We start from the raw sequence: 16,213 nt of genomic DNA, 5'->3' as shown, positions 1-16,213 counted from the left end.
CACTACTGGCGACAAGCCAGCAGACAGCAAGATGGCCGGGAGAGTTAACTGGACGTCGTTTTCAGAACGGGTTCAGGGCCGCTGCATCTGGAAAAGATCCCGTGTGCGGCAATAAGCGCTACCACCGAGGCGACCCACCAGATCGAGTTTGAGCGGGTCGATGCGCCCCTGCTCGTTGAGCACTGCGTCATCGATATGCGCCAACAGCACCTCGGCGAAGATCAGATGGCAGTTGGGCCGTTGCGCCGGATAGGGCTGGATTTGCGCCACACGGCATTCGAAGGTCACCGGTGCGCCGACGACACGCGGCACATCGATGCGCTCGCACGGCTGGCTGGCGATGCCACAGTGAGCGAACTCGCTGACCTCATGAGGCAGGATCGCGGCGCTGGCGTTCATCGCTTCGGCCTGGGCGAAGCTGACCAGTTGGATCGCCAGCTCGCCGCTGGCCTGGGCATTGCGCAGGCTGTCCTTGAGGCTGCCATCGTCGCGGGTATTGACGTTGACCAGCAAGGTCGGCGGGTTGTCACTGATCACCTGAAAGAAGCTGAACGGCGCCAGATTGGCCACGCCCTCGGCGGAACGGGTCGAGACCCAGGCGATAGGCCGCGGCGTGACAGTGGAAGCCAGCCAGCGATAAGCCTCGAGCGGGCTCAGATCGGAGAAATCGAGCTGCATCAACGCCCCGCTCGCGATTCGCGGATGTAAAAGCGCGCACGCTCGGCCTTGCTGGTGCAGCCTTCGTAGGCTTCGAACTGCTGCTGGGTCTTGGCAGCGGTAAGCAGCGAAAGCGCCTTGGAATAGCTCACCGTACCAGCGAAACCCTCGGCCTCGGCAATGCTCAGCTCTTTCCAGGCGGCATCCAGTTGATTGGCACAGGTCTCACGGTAGACGGTCTTGCCGGCGCAGCCGGTGAGCACCACCGCAAGCAGCGGTAAACAGATCCAGTGTTTCATCGACCACACTCCTCGAACGGATATGACTACGGGTTGGCCCAGTCTATGACGCTACGGCAGAAGGAAAGTGCCACCTCACCCGCCGTTTCGCTTACGCAGGTATTCCACCACAGCCTGCTGCTCCCCGGCGAATTCAATCCGCCCGGATTTGCTCTCGCGCTGGAACACGTACATAGGATCGTAGTACTCGACCAGCAAAGCCTCGATCCAGCCGCGGTGCGTATCTACCCGGCCATCGACCTGCTGCTCCTGCAGCGCTTGCTCCATGATCGCAGCCAGGCGCTGGTACCGCTCGCCACCCAGGCGACGAGTGATATTGGCCAGGCTCTCACGCAAGCGCGCGGCGAAGGCGGTGAAGCCTGCCTCGGCACCCTGGGCTGCAACGAACTCGGCACACAACTCGACCACGTAGGCCTGCAGAATCCGCTCCACACGGTTGGCCACACTGTCCTCCAGCCACACCAGCGGGTGGTGCTGCATCGCCTGATACAGCGGTAATGGCAAGGAGCAGCGGCCGATCAGACGCGCCTCATCTTCCAGCACGAACTGCTGCTGTCCCGCGGCACGGCGCTTGAGCATATCGATGGCCAGAGCATTCTCGAAATCGATCTGCTCGGGTTGGCCAGTGGCGCGCTTGCCGAAGCTGGAGCCTCGGTGATTGGCGTGCGCTTCCAGGTCCAGGCTGTTGTTCAGCTGGCTGATCACCTCGGTCTTGCCGGTGCCGGTCATCCCGCCCACCAGCACGAAATCGCACGCTTGCACGGCCTCTTCGGTGGTCTGCAACAGGAAGGTGCGCATGGCCTTGTAGCCACCAACCACGCGCGGATAGTCGATGCCCGCCTCGCTTTTCAGCCATTGCTGGACGATCTGCGAGCGCAGGCCACCGCGAAAGCAGTACAGGTAACCGTCAGGGTTGGCCTTGGCAAAGGCGGCCCAAGCCTCGATGCGCTCGGCCTTGGTCTGGCCGCTGACCAGTTGATGGCCCAGCTCGATTGCAGGCTGCTGGCCTTGCTGCTTGTAGCAGGTGCCAACCTTTTGCCGCTCGATGTCGGTCATCAGCGGCAAATTGATCACGCCGGGAAAGGAGCCTTTGTGGAATTCGACCGGCGCACGGGTATCCATCATCGCCCGGTCATGCAGGAACAGATCGCGGTAGTCGGTGCAGTTGTCACGCATCAGAACACCTCGACCGCGTAACGCTGTCGCTCGACCATCTCACCGATGGCCGTCAGATCCAGCCCCAGCTCGGCGGCCACGGCAAGGAACTCGGCCTCGCCCTCCGGCGCCACGGCAATCAGCAAGCCACCGCTGGTCTGCGGGTCACACAGCAGCAGCTTGGCCAGCTCAGGCAGCGGCGCGATCTTGTCGCCGTAACTGTCGAAATTGCGCAAGGTGCCACCGGGTATGCAGCCCTGCTCCAGATAGTGTTCGACACTCTCCAGACGCGGCACTCGGGCGAACTCGACACGGGCACTCAGGCCACTGCCATCGGCCATTTCCACCAGGTGGCCAAGCAGGCCGAAGCCGGTGACGTCGGTCATCGCGCGCACGCCGGCGAGCTTGCCAAAGCGGCTGCCGGGCTTGTTCAGGGTGCACATCCAGTCACGCGCCAGGCCAACGTCCGCATCGCGCAGCTTGGTCTTCTTCTCCGCCGTGGTGAGGATACCGATGCCCAGGGGCTTGGTCAGGTACAGCTTGCAACCAGCCGTGGCGGTATCGTTGCGCTTCATGTTGGCCTTGCTCACCAGGCCGGTCACGGCCAGGCCGAAAATCGGTTCCGGCGCATCGATCGAGTGACCGCCCGCCAGCGGGATGCCGGCTTCATCACACACGGCGCGGCCACCGCGGATCACTTCGCGCGCCACTTCCGGGGCCAGCACGTTGACCGGCCAGCCGAGGATGGCGATGGCCATCAGCGGTTCACCGCCCATGGCGTAGATGTCGCTGATCGCATTGGTCGCGGCGATACGGCCGAAGTCGTAGGGATCGTCGACGATCGGCATGAAGAAGTCGGTCGTAGAGACCACGCCACGCTCTTCGTCGATGGCGTATACCGCCGCATCATCGCGCGAGGCATTGCCCACCCAGAGTCTGGGATCGAGATTCTGCGCGCCGCTGCCAGCGAGAATCACCTCAAGCACCTTCGGCGAAATCTTGCAGCCGCAGCCGGCGCCGTGGCTGTACTGGGTCAAACGAATGGGTTCGCTCATGGTTTTTCTCTCACCGCGATAACTGGCGGCGGATTCTAGCAAAGACTGCCTTGGCTCAGCCCTCTAGCGCGAGTAAGGTCGGAGCTTCACAGGGGGAATCGGTCAATGAGCAAGAAAGTGGCGCTGGTACTGGGCTCGGGAGGTGCGCGCGGCTATGCGCACATCGGTGTGATCGAGGAGTTGCAGGAGCGCGGTTACGAAATCGGCTGCATCGCCGGCTGCTCGATGGGCGCGGTGGTAGGCGGTATTTTCGCTGCCGGCAAGCTGCGCGAATACCGTGAATGGACGGAAAGCCTGGATTATCTCGATGTATTGCGCCTGCTCGACGTCAGCTTCCGCCTCGGCGCCATTCGCGGTGAACGGGTATTCGGGCGCATTCAGGAGATCGTTGGCGAGGTGGACATCGAAAACCTCGCCATCCCTTTCACCGCCGTCGCCACCGACCTGACCAACCAGCAGGAAATCTGGTTCCAGGAAGGCTGCCTGCACCAGGCGATGCGCGCTTCGGCAGCGATTCCCAGCCTGTTCACGCCGGTCATCCAAGGCAAGCGCATGCTGGTCGACGGTGGCCTGCTCAACCCGCTGCCAATCGTCCCGGTGGTCTCCAGCCACTGCGACCTGATCATCGCGGTCAACCTCAACGCCACCAACCAGAATCACTACCAGTTGCCGGTGATCGAACGACCCGCGGCCCTCAAGGGGCGCATCGACCAGTTGATGACGTCACTCGGCTCGCGTCTGCCCAGTTTTCGCCGCAAGAGCGAGGACGAAACCCTGTTGCTCGCCGAGCAGCAGCGGCTCGCCGATGACATCGGCCCGGCCGCGGCGCCTAGCCGCAAAGAAGATGATGAACCTGCGCCGAAATCCGCCAGCGGCTCGCGGGTAGCCGAATTCAGCGGGCCGGCGTCATTGCTGGAGCTGGTCAACCAGAGCTTCGAGGTGATGCAGACTTCGCTGGCGCAATACAAGATCGCCGGCTACCCACCGGACATCCTGATCAACGTACCCAAGCGCGCCTGCCGCTTCTTCGAGTTCTACAAGGCGCCGGAGCTGATCATGCTGGGTCGGCAGATCGCTCGCGACACCCTCGACAAGTATGAAAGCGAACGCGGCTGATCAGCCGCGTGGTTCCTCGCCCGGCAATGGTTTGTCGACCACGGCTTCGGCCGGTGGTGTCTTGTCCGCCACCCAATCGCTGAGCAGGCTGTAGGCCACCGCCAGCAGAGTCGGGCCGAGGAACAGGCCCATGAAGCCGAACGCCAGCAAGCCGCCGAACACGCCAAGCAGTACCACCACCAGCGGCAGGTTGCCGCCACGGCTGATCAGGTAGGGCTTGAGAATGTTGTCCACGCCGCTGATGACGAACATGCCCCAGACGCCGAGGAACAGGGCAAAACCGTAGTCGCCCTGCCATACCAACCAGGCAGTGGCGGGAATCCACACCAGCGGCGGTCCCATCGGCACCAGGCTGAGAACGAAGGTAAGAATACCCAGCACGATCGCTCCCGGCACGCCAGCGATCCAGAAGCCGATGAGCGCCAGCAGGCCCTGGGCCGCAGCAGTGCCGATCACGCCATTGACCACCCGCTGCACGGTGCCAGCGACCAGCTCCAGGTAATGGTCGGCTCGCTCGCCGATCAGACGCTCCAGCAGGCCATGAACGAACACTGCCAGGCGAGGCCCGTCGCGGTAGAAGAAGAACACCAGCACCAGGCTCAAACCCAGCTCCAGCATGCCGCCGCCGAGCTGCGCGCTGCGTGCCAGCAACCAGTTGCCGACCTGACCGAGATAAGGCCGCAGGGAAGCGAAGAAGGCCGCGCCCTGCTGATCGATGGTCAGCCACAAGGCAGCCAGACGCTCCCCCACGAGCGGCAGGCCTGCCAGCCATGCCGGCGGTGGCGGCAACCCCTCGACCTGCAGCCCCTTGATCAGCGCATTGGCATCCTTGATGTGATCGGCCAGGTTGAAGCCCAGCCAGATCAGCGGCCCCGCCACCAGGATCACCCAGCCACAGGTGAGAATACCGGCCGCCAGTGACAGCCGCCCTCTGAGCAATTGCGTCAGCAGACGCATCAGCGGCCAACTGGCAAAGGCCAACACGGCGGCCCAGAACAACGCCGACCAGAATGGCGCCAGCACCCATAGGCTGGCAGCCAGCAGGCCGAGCAGAAGAATCTGCACCAGCAGACGATCATTAGTGGCCATCAAGCGAGACTCCCTTCGACGAAACGACAAAGCGCCCTTACGGGCGCTTTGTCACAGACGATTGCCAACGATAGCTTAACGCAACAAACGCACGCTCAGTGTTTCATCCGAGCTCTCACCCAACTCCAGTCGCGCTTCGCGCACGCGCTGCTCGATCAACGCCTCGCGCCAGGCCTCGGCCTGGCTGCCGGCGAGGCTGACGCGCAGGGTGCTGTCGAGGTTCAGGCTGCGCGCCAGCACCTCGACCCAGGCGCTGTCGGCCTTGGCTTCATCGGGCAGTTTCAGTTGCCCATCGGCGCGCAACTGACGCAGCAAGGTCGCCGGCGTCGGCAGCAATACGCCCAGAGGGGTTTCGGCATCCAGTTGCTCGGCATGCAGGTAAGCACGGCGATTACCACGAGTGATGCTGTATAGCGCCAGCAGGCTCTCGTGATTCGGCTCGGCCAGGCGTAACAAGGCATAGGCCTGCTGGTCGTCAGAGCCATATAGCGTGGCATTGCCGAATACCGAGTTGGCCCACAGGCTACTCGCACCACACTCACGGCCCTGGCACCAGTAGAGTAGCTCGGCGTCCTTTTCCAGCAGCGCTTCGCGCGCCGCGGTGAACACCTGATCGGCGCTGTGGGTGCGTGGCAGCTCGTAGGTCACCGCACTGTGCTTGCCCTGCACGAGAATCTCCCGCTCATAGCGCAACCGCCCGCTGATGCGGCGAATGGAGCCTTGCGGATAGATACGCTCGACATCGGGCGCTTCCTTGAACGCGACGATGTGACTGGCAGGAAACCGCGGCAGTACCTCGAGATCGCGACTGCCAGGCAGATCGGCCGCCAGTACGGCACCGCTACAGACCGTGGCAAGCACCGCAGAAAAAAACTGCACAGCCCCTTTCATAAGGTGGCGGTCCACTGAAAAAACGCGACGGGTGAGCTTGCTGTACAGCGAGTGGCGACTTTTAACGGGTCGATCATGCGATCCTCCATGGCAGACCGCCACACCTTTCCCCACGGCCGCAGGCAAGTCAAGGCAAGCGCAGGAATGGATTGAAACAATCCGCTACGAGCTGTGCACCGGCTTCATCATCCAGATGCAGGTGATGTCCACCGGGCAGACGGTGTACCTCGAACGGCAGCTCCTGCAGCAAGGTCCGCACGGCCGCCTGCGCCCCCATCATGCCCTGCTCCGCCAGCACCAGACTGACCGGACATTGCAGCGCGCGAACGAACGCCTGGGCATGCGCCCAGCTCAGACGCAGCGGCGACGGCAGGGTCAGGCGGCTGTCGGTACGCCAGGTGTAGCCGCCCGGCACCGGCATCAGCCCACGCTGGGCCAGCAATTCGGCCGCCTCATGGCTGACCGCGCCCACGCCTTTCATGCGCGCCTCGACTGCGCGCGCCATCTGGGCGTACACCGGCTTGCGCTTGTCAGTCAGCGCCTGCCTGGCGCGCAGGGCTTCACCCAGCTTCTGCGGCGCCTGCTCGGCTTCACCGGTGTAAGGCACCAGGCCGTCGATCAGGGCCAGGCGCGCGATCCGCTCCGGCATTGCCCCCGCCAGCAACACGGCGGTGATCGCGCCCATGGAATGACCGAGGATGGAGAAACGCTCCCAACCAAACTGCTCGGCGACCTGCAGCACGTCAAAGGCATAATCCCACAGCGCGTAACCGGCGCCTGCCGAGCGATGCTCGGAATGCCCATGACCGGCAAAATCAAGGGCGACGATACGCAACCCCTCGAGTTTCGGTGCCAGCCGCGCAAAGCTCGCTGCGTTATCCAACCAGCCGTGCAGCGCCAGAACCGGCACACCATCTTCTGGACCGTAGAGGTGAGCCGCCAACTCGATATGCGGCAGGCTCAGGCGCACTTCCTCGAAACCCATGCTCATGCACGTTGCTCCTGGCTACCGGCCCAGCGGGTGAACAGTTGACGCAGCAGGTCGGCGGTAGCCTGCGGGCGCTCCAGCGGGAACATATGGCCGCCCGGCAGGTTGTGATATTCCGCGCGCGGCATGCGCCGTAACAGATGCGCATGATGCGGCAATACCACCCTACTGTGGCGACCGCGCACCATCGCCAGCGGCACCGCCAACTGCTGGGGTAGCCCCGGAGAGGTGTGCGGCACGCTGCGATAGATGCTGATCTCGGTGGCTGGATCGAATTTCAGACGCAACCCCTGCTCACCCGGTTGCAGGCCATGGCTGACATAGGCGTCCAGGCACTCGGGGTCGAAACGGCGAAACAGGCTCTTGCCGGCGAAGTAGTCTCGCGCTTCGACGAGATCGGCAAAGGCTTCACGGCGCCCAAGCGTGCGGCCGGCCGGGGTGATGCGGTCGATGAAGCCGAAGCGCTTGGCGGCGCGAATCACCATGCGATCTGCCAGGGTCAGCACTGGCGAGTCGAGCATCACTACGCCGCGGTACAACTCCGGGCGAAGCAAGGCAGCGTGATAATGCAGCACGCCGCCGAGCGAATGGCCGACGCCCCAGACCGGCTCGGCCCCGCCCTCGAGGTGATGGATCAGCTCATCGACCAGATTCGACCAGTTGTCATTGACCGGAAAACGCGGGTCGTGGCCATGCTGCTCCAGGTGCTGCACCTGAAAATCCGGCGCCAGCGCGGCGAACAGCTTGCCGTAGGTGGCCGACGGAAAGCCGTTGGCATGAGCGAAGAAGATCGACTGCGGCATGCATCAAACTCGAGAAAACAAATATGCCCGGATTCTCCGGCAGCCACCGACGCACGGCAATGACCGTAACGGCCATTGATGACGGCGCAATGGTCAGGGCTATAGCAGCAGACGTCCGACGATACTGGCTGCCACCAGCAGAAATACCAGGCCGCAAACGAAGTCGATGGTCGGCGCCACCTGCAGCAGCCGCTGACGCATCAGCGGGCGGCTCAGGGTCAGCCCCAGCAGGCTGAACCAGAACAGGCTCAGGCCGAACAGCAGCGCGGCACAGGCCACCTTGCCGGGCAGCGACATATCGGCGGGTACCAGACTGCTTAGCAGTGCCAGGAAGAACACCAGCGCCTTGGGATTGCCCAGGTTGGTGAGCACGCCGCGTAACCAGGGGCCGAACAGTGAAGGCGTCAGCTCGCCATCCAGCCGCCTCGGGCCAGCACTGCCACGCCACCAGGCACGCACAGCGCCGATACCCAGCCAGCCCAGATAGAGTGCACCGCCGACCTGCACCAGCTCGAACAGCCACTCGGTACGACTGAGCAGCAAGGCCACGCCGCTAAGTACCAGGGTGCCGTGCAGAAGAATGCCGCAGGCCAGGCCCAACGCACTGAGCAAGCCGGCACGCTGCCCCTGATGCAAGGCGGTGCGCACCACCAGCGCTACATCCGGGCCGGGACTGATGAGGGCCACCGCGAACACGGCAGCCAGCGACAGCAAGACGGACGTCTCCTGCATGGTGATCTCCAGGAAAATGAAAAACGGGATGTGCGGGTGGGTCAGCCCTGGCGCAGGCGCGCCGGTGGCAGACCGTAGGTGCGACGGAACAGCCGCGAGAAGTGCGCCTGGTCGTAGAAGCCCAGGCGCAACGCGATCTCGCTCAGAGGCTCACCCGCCAGCACCAGCGGCAACGCCCGCTGCAAACGCAGTTGCGTCAGCCACTGATGCGGCGGCAAACCGCTGTGCTGGCGGAAACGCCGCAGCGCCTGCCACGGGCTCATGGCGCAGAAAGCGGCGATTTCCTCCAGCGTGGGCGGATCGTCCAGGCGGCTCTCCAGCCAATCGCGCAGCCGCTGCCAGGTCTGCTGATCGAAGACGCGATGTGGCTCGCTGACGCGCAAGGTCGAGCCCATCTCCAGCAGGTAGGCCAGCGCCTGCCAGAGCGCCTCCTCCTGAGCCAGCCTCGAGCCGCCCAACATCGCCGCATGAAAGCGCTGCAGGTGCTGCGACAGCAGCGGGTGACGCAGACTGCTGGTAGTCAAGCGCGGCGCGCCCTGACGACCGTCACTCAGGGTCCGACTGGCTTCATCCAGCCAGGAGGGATCGAAGGCCATTACCCGAATACGGTAACTCTGGCCATCCAGGCAGGCGCCGTCATGAATCCCTTCCGGCGCCATCAGCAGTACGTCCCCCGCCCCGACATGCCGGCGCTCACCACCATAGGCGTAGCGATGCTGTCCCTGTATCAGCAGGCCGACGTGATATTCCAGGTGAAAGTGCCGGGGAAAGGCGAAGCGACGGTACTCGGCATCGATCAGGCGCACGCCGGGCAAGCTGCTTTGGATATGAGTGATCTGGTCCATGGCGCGTACTGTAGCGCCACGGATCGGGCAAATCTTGGATGAAATTGCAGGCAGAACCTTAAAGTTTCGGGGGCTGATCCCCCAGGGGAACGATGGCCATGGTCAGCCGCGAAATACAGCTGGCCTTGCCGTCGTCGCCACTGAGGCGAATGTCCCAGACGTGGGTGGTACGACCCAGATGCACCGGCCGCGCCACTGCATGCACGCGCCCGCTGCGCAAACCGCGCAGATGGTTGGCATTGACCTCCAGACCGACGCAGTAGAAGCGGCTGCTGTCGATGCACAGGTAGCTGGCAGTGGAGCCTAGGGTTTCCGCCAACACCACCGAGGCGCCACCGTGCAGCAAGCCATAGGGCTGGTGGGTACGCGAGTCGATCACCATGCTGGCGCTGAGCGATTCGTCGTCGAAGGCTTCGAAACGGATGTCCAGCACCTCACCGATGCTGTTTTTCAAGGTCGCGTTGAGTGCATCGATATCGGGCGTTCGTTGCCACAGTCCCATGGAGGCGTTCCTTGTGCGTTGAACACAGGGCCGGTCAACCCGGCCCATTCAGGCTCAATCGTGCCAGAGCACGGCTTCGCTGCGCTGTTGCCACTCGGCGAAACGCTCGCCATAAGTGCCCTCGATCACCGCGCGTTTGATTTTCAGAGTCGGCGTCAGGAAACCGTTCTCCACCGCCCAGACCTCCTTGACCAGTACCAGGCCTTGCAGCCGCTCATGGTGATCGAGACGACCATTGACCTCGGCGAGCAGGGCCTTGAGGCTGTTCTCCAGCTCATCGCGACTGTCATTGGCCGCTTCCTGACGCCCTACATCGGATAGCACACACAGGGCTATGGGCTGCGGCAGGCCGTCGCCGACCACGCACACCTGCTCGATACGCGAGTGCTCGCCGATGCGGTTTTCGATCGGCGCAGGCGCGACATACTTGCCCTTGCTGGTCTTGAAGATTTCCTTGATACGGCCGGTAAGGCGCAGGTTGCCTTCGGCGTCCTGCTCGCCCTTGTCGCCAGTGCGCAGGAAGCCATCGTCAGTCAGCGTCTCGGCGGTCTTGATCGGGTCCTTGTAGTAACCCTGCATGGTCGCGCCGCTGCGCACCAGGACTTCGCCATCCTCGCCGATGCGCACCTCGACGCCCCGGTTGTTCTGGCCGATCCAGCCCTGCTTGAACTTGCCCGGCAGACACACGTGGGAATAACCACAGTTCTCGGTCATGCCATAGACCTCCTGGATCTCCATGCCCAGGCGGCGATACCAGTTGAGCAGCGCCTCGGGCACTGGCGCGGCGCCGGACAGCGCATAGCGAATGGCGTCCAGGCCGAGGCCGGCGAGTACCTTGCGACCGATGAAGCGGCCGATGATCGGCAGCCGCAGCAGACGGTCGAGCTTCTGCGCCGGCATCTTGCTGTACACCCCCATCTGGAACTTGGTCCAGATGCGCGGCACGCCGAACATCACGGTCGGCCGCGCACGCTTGAGGTCTTCCAGGAAGGTATCCAGGCTCTCGGCGAAGAAGATCGTCTGCCCGGCATAGATGGAAGCCAGTTCGACGAACATGCGCTCGGCCACGTGGCACAGCGGCAGGTAGGAGATCAGTCGATCATCCTCGCCCACGCCAAACAGCTTGATGGCGTTGCTGGCGGCGAAACCGAAATTGGAGAAGTTGTGCATCACGCCCTTGGGCGTGCCGGTAGTGCCGGAGGTGTAGATGATGGTGGCCAACTGGTTGGCTGCTGGCTTGGGATCATCCTGAATCGGCGCGCTGCGCTGCAGGTCATCCCAACTGTAGTCGAAGCTGCCCTGCGGATGCAGCGGCAGGCTGACGGTCGGCAAGCCCGGCGGCAGGCCCGGTGCCATCGAGGCCCAGTCATCGAGCTTGCCGACAAAGGCCAGGGCTGCTTCGGAATGCTCCAGCACCTGCCCCATGGAGTCGGCGGTGAGGTTGGGATACAGCGGTACCGAAACGTGGCCCGCCACCCAGATCGCCAGATCGGCAACGATCCAGTGCGCGCAGTTCTTGGAGATGATGGCGATGCGGCTGCCCTGCGGCAGTTCACGGCTACGCAACCAGCTGGCTGCGCGGCGCGCCTGCTCGCCCACGTCGGCCCAGCTCAGCTCCAAAAGCTGGCCGCCCCCTAGAGGTTGCACCATGTAGCGTTTGTTCGGGTGCCTTGCTTCACGTTCGTAAAACAGCTCGAGCGGCAAACGGATTGCATCAGCCACAGGGCTTCCTCCTTTGTTGTTTTTGTAGGAATCGACCAAGCACTTGCTTGGTTGAATATTCCACGCAGACAAAAGAGGCGCAAGTTAAGAAATGTTTCTAGCCTGGAACATTTTGCACATGCCGGCGCTACATCGGACGGAACGCCTGTGACGCCGCCAGGGCGCCACAGCGTGATGAGTCAGCGAGGGTGGATAAGCGCCAACAGCTCCATCAGCCCGGCGGCCGGGATATCGCCTTCCAGCTCAGCCAGGCTGGCGGTGCGCATGGGCAGCGGCTCCTGGCGATGACCGTGCACCAGTAGCCCGCCGAGCGCGCCGATAAGCGGTTGATGGCTGACCAGCAGCACCTCGGCACGCTCACGCTCATCGAGATACTTCAGGGCATCACGCGGATCACTGTCCGGCGTCAGCCAGGTCACGGTGTTTATCTTGCCGCCGAACCCCAGCTCGCTGCGTACCAGCTCGGCCGTCTGCTGGGCACGCACGTAGGGGCTGGCGACGATGGCGGTCAGGGGCCGACCGGCGAGCTGAGCGGCGGCCTGCTGCACTTCCTGGCGACCGTGGGCGGTCAGCTCGCGGGCAGCATCACTGGCCGCCTGCGGCTCTGCCTCACCATGGCGCAGCAGCCATAACCTCACAGCTTGGGCTCCTCGTCGCGCACAGGGTGCGGCGCCGGCGGGATACTGTGCGCGGTCTCGCCTTCAGGCGCCCGCGGCGTCGGCCAGTCGGCGAACGGCCAGGGTTTTTCATCGGTGTTGAAGGTGCCGAAACGACCGATCTGCGCCAGATACTGACTGAGACTGTCGCCAAAGCTCAGCAGGCTGGCGTTCGGCGCGCCGTAGAACAGGCGGTAACCCAATTGCAGCAGCACCACGGCGCCGAGCAGCAGTTCGGCCAGTTGCCAGACGATGAGAAAGATCACCATCCACAGAATGCGCAGCAGAATCGACTCGCGCTCCAACTCCTGCTTTTCATCACTCATGACTCACGCTCCTTGATTGGCTGCCGGGTTCAGAAACCAGCAGTGGGGATGAAATCGACGTCGGTCTTGGGTTCACCGAGCATCAGCAATTCGATGACCTGAGCCAGCGTACGCCCCTCGAAGAGGATGGCATGCAGGCCGGCGACCAGCGGCATGTAGACGTCCAGCTCTTCGGCACGAGCCTTGAGTACCTTGAGCGTATTGACCCCTTCGGCAACTTCGCCAAGGCGCTGCACCGCGTCTTCCAGGCTGAGGCCTTCGCCCAGGGCGAAGCCGACCTGATAGTTGCGACTTTTCGGTGACGAACAGGTGACGATCAGGTCGCCGACACCAGCGAGGCCGAGGAAGGTCATCGGATTGGCGCCGAGCTTGACCGCGAACCGGGTCATTTCCGCCAGGGCGCGGGTAATCAGCATGCTTTTGGTGTTCTCACCCATGCCCAGCGCCGCCGCCATGCCGGACATGATGGCATAGACGTTCTTCAACGCGCCGCCGAGCTCGACACCGAAACGATCGGCGCTGGCGTAGACGCGAAAGGTTCTGCCATGCAGAGCCTGCTGCACGCGCAGGCACAGTTCTTCATCTTCACTGGCGATCACCGTGGCGGTCAGGGCGTGATCGGCCACTTCCTTGGCCAGATTCGGTCCGGACAGCACGCCGATACGCGCGTCGGGGGCAATCTCTTCGAGAATCTGGCTCATCAGCTTGAAGGTCTTGGCCTCGATGCCCTTGGTGGTGCTGATCAGCATCTTGCCTGCCAACTGCGCCGCCACCGGTTGCAGGGCATCGCGCAGGGCGCTGGAAGGCAATGCGACCAGCACCAGCTCGGCCTGCTGCAGCACACCGCTCAGGTCACTGGTCGGCTCGATACCGCAATGCAGCTTGACGCCCTTCAGATAGCGCGGATTTTCGCCGCTCTGACGCATCTGCTCGGCCTGCTCGGGGTCACGCATCCACTGCAGGACGCGCTGGCCGTTCTCCGCCAGCAAGTTGGCCAGGGCGGTGCCGAAGCTGCCGCCGCCGAGTACGGCAATGGGTTGGAGCTGTGTCATAGGTCTTCCGAATGAGGCCATGCGTGATGGCGGTCTGCGGGCATTATACGGAGCCGAGAGTACCCGGCCAGGGCAAAAGTTCAGTGCAGACCATCCGCAGCGCCGGGCAAACGAGAATTACCGCAGAGTGCAGGCGCCTGACGCTGGCAAAGCGCGTCGGGTCGGTTAACATGCGGGATTGACCATAATTGCCAAGGACGATTCGTGCCCACAGGCAGCCCCTTGCCCCCGCCCTGCGCCTCTCGTCAGGTAGCAGCGCCGCTTTCCAGGGACGGTAGAGCCATGAACCAGCGTCGCGGCTGGAACATTCACACCCGCACTCAGCTGATCAGTGTCGGCCCTGCCCTGCTGCTGACCCTGCTGCTGACCGGTTTTCTCACCTTCACCCGCCTGCAGGATCTGCGCCTGGAGCAGGGTCATATTGGCCAGCTGATCGCCAACCAGTTGGCGCCAGCCACCGAGTACGGCGTGCTCAACGACAACCTCGACACGCTGGAAAGCCTGCTGCGTGCCACCCTAGGCACCCCTGACGTGCGTTTCGCTGAAGTGCGTGACCGCGACGACAACATTCTGGTGTATGTCGAGCGGCCCAAGGAACAAGGCCATAGCACGCCGCAGGTCGAGGTGTTCCAGGCACCCATCCGGCTGCAGGGCCAACCTGCCCGTGCGCAAGCGCTGCCCCCCTTGGGCAAGGCACTCGGCGACGGCTACCTGGGCCGGGTAGTGGTGGGCATGTCCAACGACACCTTCAATACGCGCCAGCAGGAAATACTGTTCAAGGCCGGTATTCTGTCGCTGCTGGCGCTGCTGCTGACCTTCCTGCTCGCCCGTCGCCTGGCCAGGCGCCTGGCGCAACCGCTCAGTGCCATGGGCCAGGCCCTGGAACGCATCCAGAGTGGTGACTACCGCCCGTCCCTGGTCGAGCGCGGCAATGACGAACTGACCGACCTCGCCCGGCATATCAACAACCTCGCCTGCGCCCTCGAGCAGAGCGGTCGCGAGCAGCAGCAGGCGATTGCCGAATTGATCCAGGCGCGCGAGGAATCCGAGCAGGCCAACCGGGCCAAGTCCGACTTCCTGGCGATGATGAGCCACGAACTACGCACGCCCATGAATGGCGTGTTGGGCATGCTGCAACTGCTGGAAACCACCAGCCTGAACGACGAGCAGAACGAGTACGCCGCCCTGGCCACCGAGTCCACCGAGCACCTGCTCAAGGTGATCAACGACATTCTCGACTTCTCACGGATCGAGCGCGGCGCCCTGGAGCTCGAAGCCATTCCCTTCAGCCTGCTGGAGCTGCTGCAAGGCTCGGTGCAGGTATTCCAGCACAGCGCTCAGCAACGTGGCCTGCAACTGCTGCTGGAAACCCAGCCAGGTCTGGACCAATTGGAAGTTCGCGGCGACCCCACGCGCATCCGGCAGATTCTGGTCAACCTGATCGGCAACGCTCTGAAGTTCACCGAAGAAGGCCAGATTCGCGTGGAAACCCGCTGGCAGAAGCTGGACGACCAGGTGCTGTGGTTCACCTGCGCCGTGCGCGACAGCGGCATCGGCATCGACGACGAGCGCCTGGAGCATATGTTCGATGCTTTCCAGCAGGCGGACACGTCGATTTCCCGCCGTTACGGCGGCACCGGCCTGGGCCTGCCGATCGCCCGCACCCTGGCCGAGCGCATGGGCGGCACCCTGCGCGCGGAAAGCCAACTGGGCACAGGCTCGGTGTTTACCCTGGAAATACCGCTGCCCTTTCTGGCCCGCAACGAACCCGTACAAAGCGGCGACACTCAGAACCTGGGTAGCGGCGAGGGTCAGTCGGTGTTGCTGGTGGAGGACAATCCGGTCAACCAGACGGTCATCGAGGCCATGTTGCGCAGCCTGGGCTATCAGGTCAGCCTGGTCGGCGATGGTCAGCAGGCCGTACAGAACTGCAGCCGACACGATTACGCCGCTATCCTGATGGACTGCAGGCTGCCCCTGATGGACGGTTACGAGGCGACGCGGCAGATCCGCCAGCTCCAGCAATGCCAGCAGGTGCCGATAATCGCCCTGACCGCCAATGCCCTGCAGGGCGACCGCGAAGCCTGCCTGGAAGCAGGAATGAACGATTACCTGGCAAAACCGTTCAAACGTGCAGATTTGCAACGCATTCTGCTGCGCTGGCTGCCAGCCCGACCATAGGCGAGTAGCGCCCGTGACAGTGCAGGGTTACAAGGAGAAACTGCTGTGCCTGTGACAACGTCAGTACAGCAGAGTACAACTGTACTCACTGCGCTGTGACTTTCACCACAACGCAACAGTCTATGACTAGGCTGCCGGCAGACG

Annotated in this window: 17 protein-coding genes; 2 read left to right on the top strand and 15 right to left on the bottom strand. The window is 63.4% G+C overall.

The window, feature by feature from the left end; translation table 11 throughout:
- Window positions 1-72: 72 nt before the first annotated feature.
- The 4 genes from BM186_RS09080 to selD all read right to left on the bottom strand — a co-directional run bounded on the left by BM186_RS09080 (window position 73) and on the right by selD (window position 3,166).
- On the bottom strand, window positions 73-678 hold the full coding sequence (locus BM186_RS09080; RefSeq protein WP_074914808.1) for a flavin reductase family protein: 606 nt from the start codon (window positions 676-678) through the stop codon (window positions 73-75).
- Window positions 678-956, bottom strand: a complete 279-nt coding sequence (locus BM186_RS09075; RefSeq protein ID WP_017677124.1) for a hypothetical protein — start codon at window positions 954-956, stop codon at window positions 678-680. The genes BM186_RS09080 and BM186_RS09075 overlap by 1 nt, the downstream gene beginning before the upstream one ends.
- A gap of 75 nt (window positions 957-1,031) precedes the next feature.
- Window positions 1,032-2,132, bottom strand: coding sequence for a tRNA 2-selenouridine(34) synthase MnmH (gene mnmH / locus BM186_RS09070; protein WP_074914805.1), 1,101 nt, complete (start codon window positions 2,130-2,132; stop codon window positions 1,032-1,034).
- A complete protein-coding gene (gene selD, locus BM186_RS09065) occupies window positions 2,132-3,166 on the bottom strand; it encodes a selenide, water dikinase SelD (RefSeq protein WP_074914804.1) in 1,035 nt (344 codons plus the stop codon). The genes mnmH and selD overlap by 1 nt, the downstream gene beginning before the upstream one ends.
- Window positions 3,167-3,271: 105 nt before the next feature.
- Between selD and BM186_RS09060 the strand changes: the two genes are divergently transcribed.
- On the top strand, window positions 3,272-4,282 hold the full coding sequence (locus tag BM186_RS09060) for a patatin-like phospholipase family protein (RefSeq protein WP_072424129.1): 1,011 nt from the start codon (window positions 3,272-3,274) through the stop codon (window positions 4,280-4,282).
- Here BM186_RS09060 and BM186_RS09055 read toward each other — a convergent pair whose 3' ends face one another.
- The 11 genes from BM186_RS09055 to BM186_RS09005 form a co-directional block, all read right to left on the bottom strand.
- Entirely contained in the window at window positions 4,283-5,371 is a 1,089-nt protein-coding gene (locus BM186_RS09055) for an AI-2E family transporter (RefSeq protein WP_072424130.1), read from the bottom strand. It lies immediately after the preceding gene.
- Between the two features lie 75 nt (window positions 5,372-5,446).
- Window positions 5,447-6,262 (bottom strand): DUF4892 domain-containing protein, encoded by an 816-nt coding sequence (locus BM186_RS09050; protein ID WP_099481825.1) that lies wholly within the window; start codon window positions 6,260-6,262, stop codon window positions 5,447-5,449.
- A gap of 127 nt (window positions 6,263-6,389) precedes the next feature.
- A complete protein-coding gene (locus tag BM186_RS09045) occupies window positions 6,390-7,253 on the bottom strand; it encodes an alpha/beta fold hydrolase (protein WP_072424132.1) in 864 nt (287 codons plus the stop codon).
- The gene (locus tag BM186_RS09040; protein ID WP_072424133.1) at window positions 7,250-8,053 is read right to left on the bottom strand and encodes an alpha/beta fold hydrolase; all 804 of its coding nucleotides are present in this window, start codon (window positions 8,051-8,053) and stop codon (window positions 7,250-7,252) included. Before BM186_RS09040 ends, BM186_RS09045 begins: the two co-directional genes overlap by 4 nt.
- A gap of 99 nt (window positions 8,054-8,152) precedes the next feature.
- Window positions 8,153-8,785, bottom strand: coding sequence for a LysE family translocator (locus BM186_RS09035; RefSeq protein WP_074914802.1), 633 nt, complete (start codon window positions 8,783-8,785; stop codon window positions 8,153-8,155).
- A gap of 41 nt (window positions 8,786-8,826) precedes the next feature.
- Entirely contained in the window at window positions 8,827-9,630 is an 804-nt protein-coding gene (locus BM186_RS09030; RefSeq protein ID WP_074914800.1) for an AraC family transcriptional regulator, read from the bottom strand.
- Window positions 9,631-9,688: 58 nt separating this feature from the next.
- On the bottom strand, window positions 9,689-10,132 hold the full coding sequence (locus BM186_RS09025) for a hotdog fold thioesterase (protein ID WP_017677138.1): 444 nt from the start codon (window positions 10,130-10,132) through the stop codon (window positions 9,689-9,691).
- Between the two features lie 54 nt (window positions 10,133-10,186).
- On the bottom strand, window positions 10,187-11,854 hold the full coding sequence (locus BM186_RS09020; RefSeq protein WP_074914798.1) for an AMP-binding protein: 1,668 nt from the start codon (window positions 11,852-11,854) through the stop codon (window positions 10,187-10,189).
- A gap of 179 nt (window positions 11,855-12,033) precedes the next feature.
- On the bottom strand, window positions 12,034-12,492 hold the full coding sequence (gene sixA / locus BM186_RS09015) for a phosphohistidine phosphatase SixA (RefSeq protein WP_003240786.1): 459 nt from the start codon (window positions 12,490-12,492) through the stop codon (window positions 12,034-12,036).
- Entirely contained in the window at window positions 12,489-12,836 is a 348-nt protein-coding gene (locus BM186_RS09010; protein ID WP_017677141.1) for a DUF4389 domain-containing protein, read from the bottom strand. The genes sixA and BM186_RS09010 overlap by 4 nt, the downstream gene beginning before the upstream one ends.
- Window positions 12,837-12,865: 29 nt before the next feature.
- Entirely contained in the window at window positions 12,866-13,888 is a 1,023-nt protein-coding gene (locus BM186_RS09005) for an NAD(P)H-dependent glycerol-3-phosphate dehydrogenase (RefSeq protein ID WP_072424139.1), read from the bottom strand.
- A gap of 282 nt (window positions 13,889-14,170) precedes the next feature.
- Between BM186_RS09005 and BM186_RS09000 the strand changes: the two genes are divergently transcribed.
- Window positions 14,171-16,069 carry an ATP-binding protein gene (locus BM186_RS09000; protein WP_174892486.1) on the top strand — a complete coding sequence of 633 codons (1,899 nt, stop codon included), beginning with the start codon at window positions 14,171-14,173 and terminating at the stop codon, window positions 16,067-16,069.
- The last annotated feature ends 144 nt before the right edge of the window (window positions 16,070-16,213 follow it).

Origin of the sequence: Ectopseudomonas toyotomiensis (assembly GCF_900115695.1) — a bacterium.
Lineage (GTDB): Bacteria > Pseudomonadota > Gammaproteobacteria > Pseudomonadales > Pseudomonadaceae > Aquipseudomonas > Aquipseudomonas toyotomiensis.
Note: the sequence above shows the minus strand (reverse complement) of the source record. Positions and strands in the feature narration are given on the sequence as shown.

Bases quoted from the DNA above. Each gene is read 5' to 3' on its own strand.
- BM186_RS09080 (WP_074914808.1), bottom strand. From the start codon at position 678: ATGCAGCTCGATTTCTCCGATCTGAGCCCGCTCGAGGCTTATCGCTGG.
- BM186_RS09075 (WP_017677124.1), bottom strand. From the start codon at position 956: ATGAAACACTGGATCTGTTTACCGCTGCTTGCGGTGGTGCTCACCGGC.
- mnmH (WP_074914805.1), bottom strand. From the start codon at position 2,132: ATGCGTGACAACTGCACCGACTACCGCGATCTGTTCCTGCATGACCGG.
- selD (WP_074914804.1), bottom strand. From the start codon at position 3,166: ATGAGCGAACCCATTCGTTTGACCCAGTACAGCCACGGCGCCGGCTGC.
- BM186_RS09060 (WP_072424129.1), top strand. From the start codon at position 3,272: ATGAGCAAGAAAGTGGCGCTGGTACTGGGCTCGGGAGGTGCGCGCGGC.
- BM186_RS09055 (WP_072424130.1), bottom strand. From the start codon at position 5,371: ATGGCCACTAATGATCGTCTGCTGGTGCAGATTCTTCTGCTCGGCCTG.
- BM186_RS09050 (WP_099481825.1), bottom strand. From the start codon at position 6,262: ATGAAAGGGGCTGTGCAGTTTTTTTCTGCGGTGCTTGCCACGGTCTGT.
- BM186_RS09045 (WP_072424132.1), bottom strand. From the start codon at position 7,253: ATGAGCATGGGTTTCGAGGAAGTGCGCCTGAGCCTGCCGCATATCGAG.
- BM186_RS09040 (WP_072424133.1), bottom strand. From the start codon at position 8,053: ATGCCGCAGTCGATCTTCTTCGCTCATGCCAACGGCTTTCCGTCGGCC.
- BM186_RS09035 (WP_074914802.1), bottom strand. From the start codon at position 8,785: ATGCAGGAGACGTCCGTCTTGCTGTCGCTGGCTGCCGTGTTCGCGGTG.
- BM186_RS09030 (WP_074914800.1), bottom strand. From the start codon at position 9,630: ATGGACCAGATCACTCATATCCAAAGCAGCTTGCCCGGCGTGCGCCTG.
- BM186_RS09025 (WP_017677138.1), bottom strand. From the start codon at position 10,132: ATGGGACTGTGGCAACGAACGCCCGATATCGATGCACTCAACGCGACC.
- BM186_RS09010 (WP_017677141.1), bottom strand. From the start codon at position 12,836: ATGAGTGATGAAAAGCAGGAGTTGGAGCGCGAGTCGATTCTGCTGCGC.
- BM186_RS09005 (WP_072424139.1), bottom strand. From the start codon at position 13,888: ATGACACAGCTCCAACCCATTGCCGTACTCGGCGGCGGCAGCTTCGGC.
- BM186_RS09000 (WP_174892486.1), top strand. From the start codon at position 14,171: ATGAACCAGCGTCGCGGCTGGAACATTCACACCCGCACTCAGCTGATC.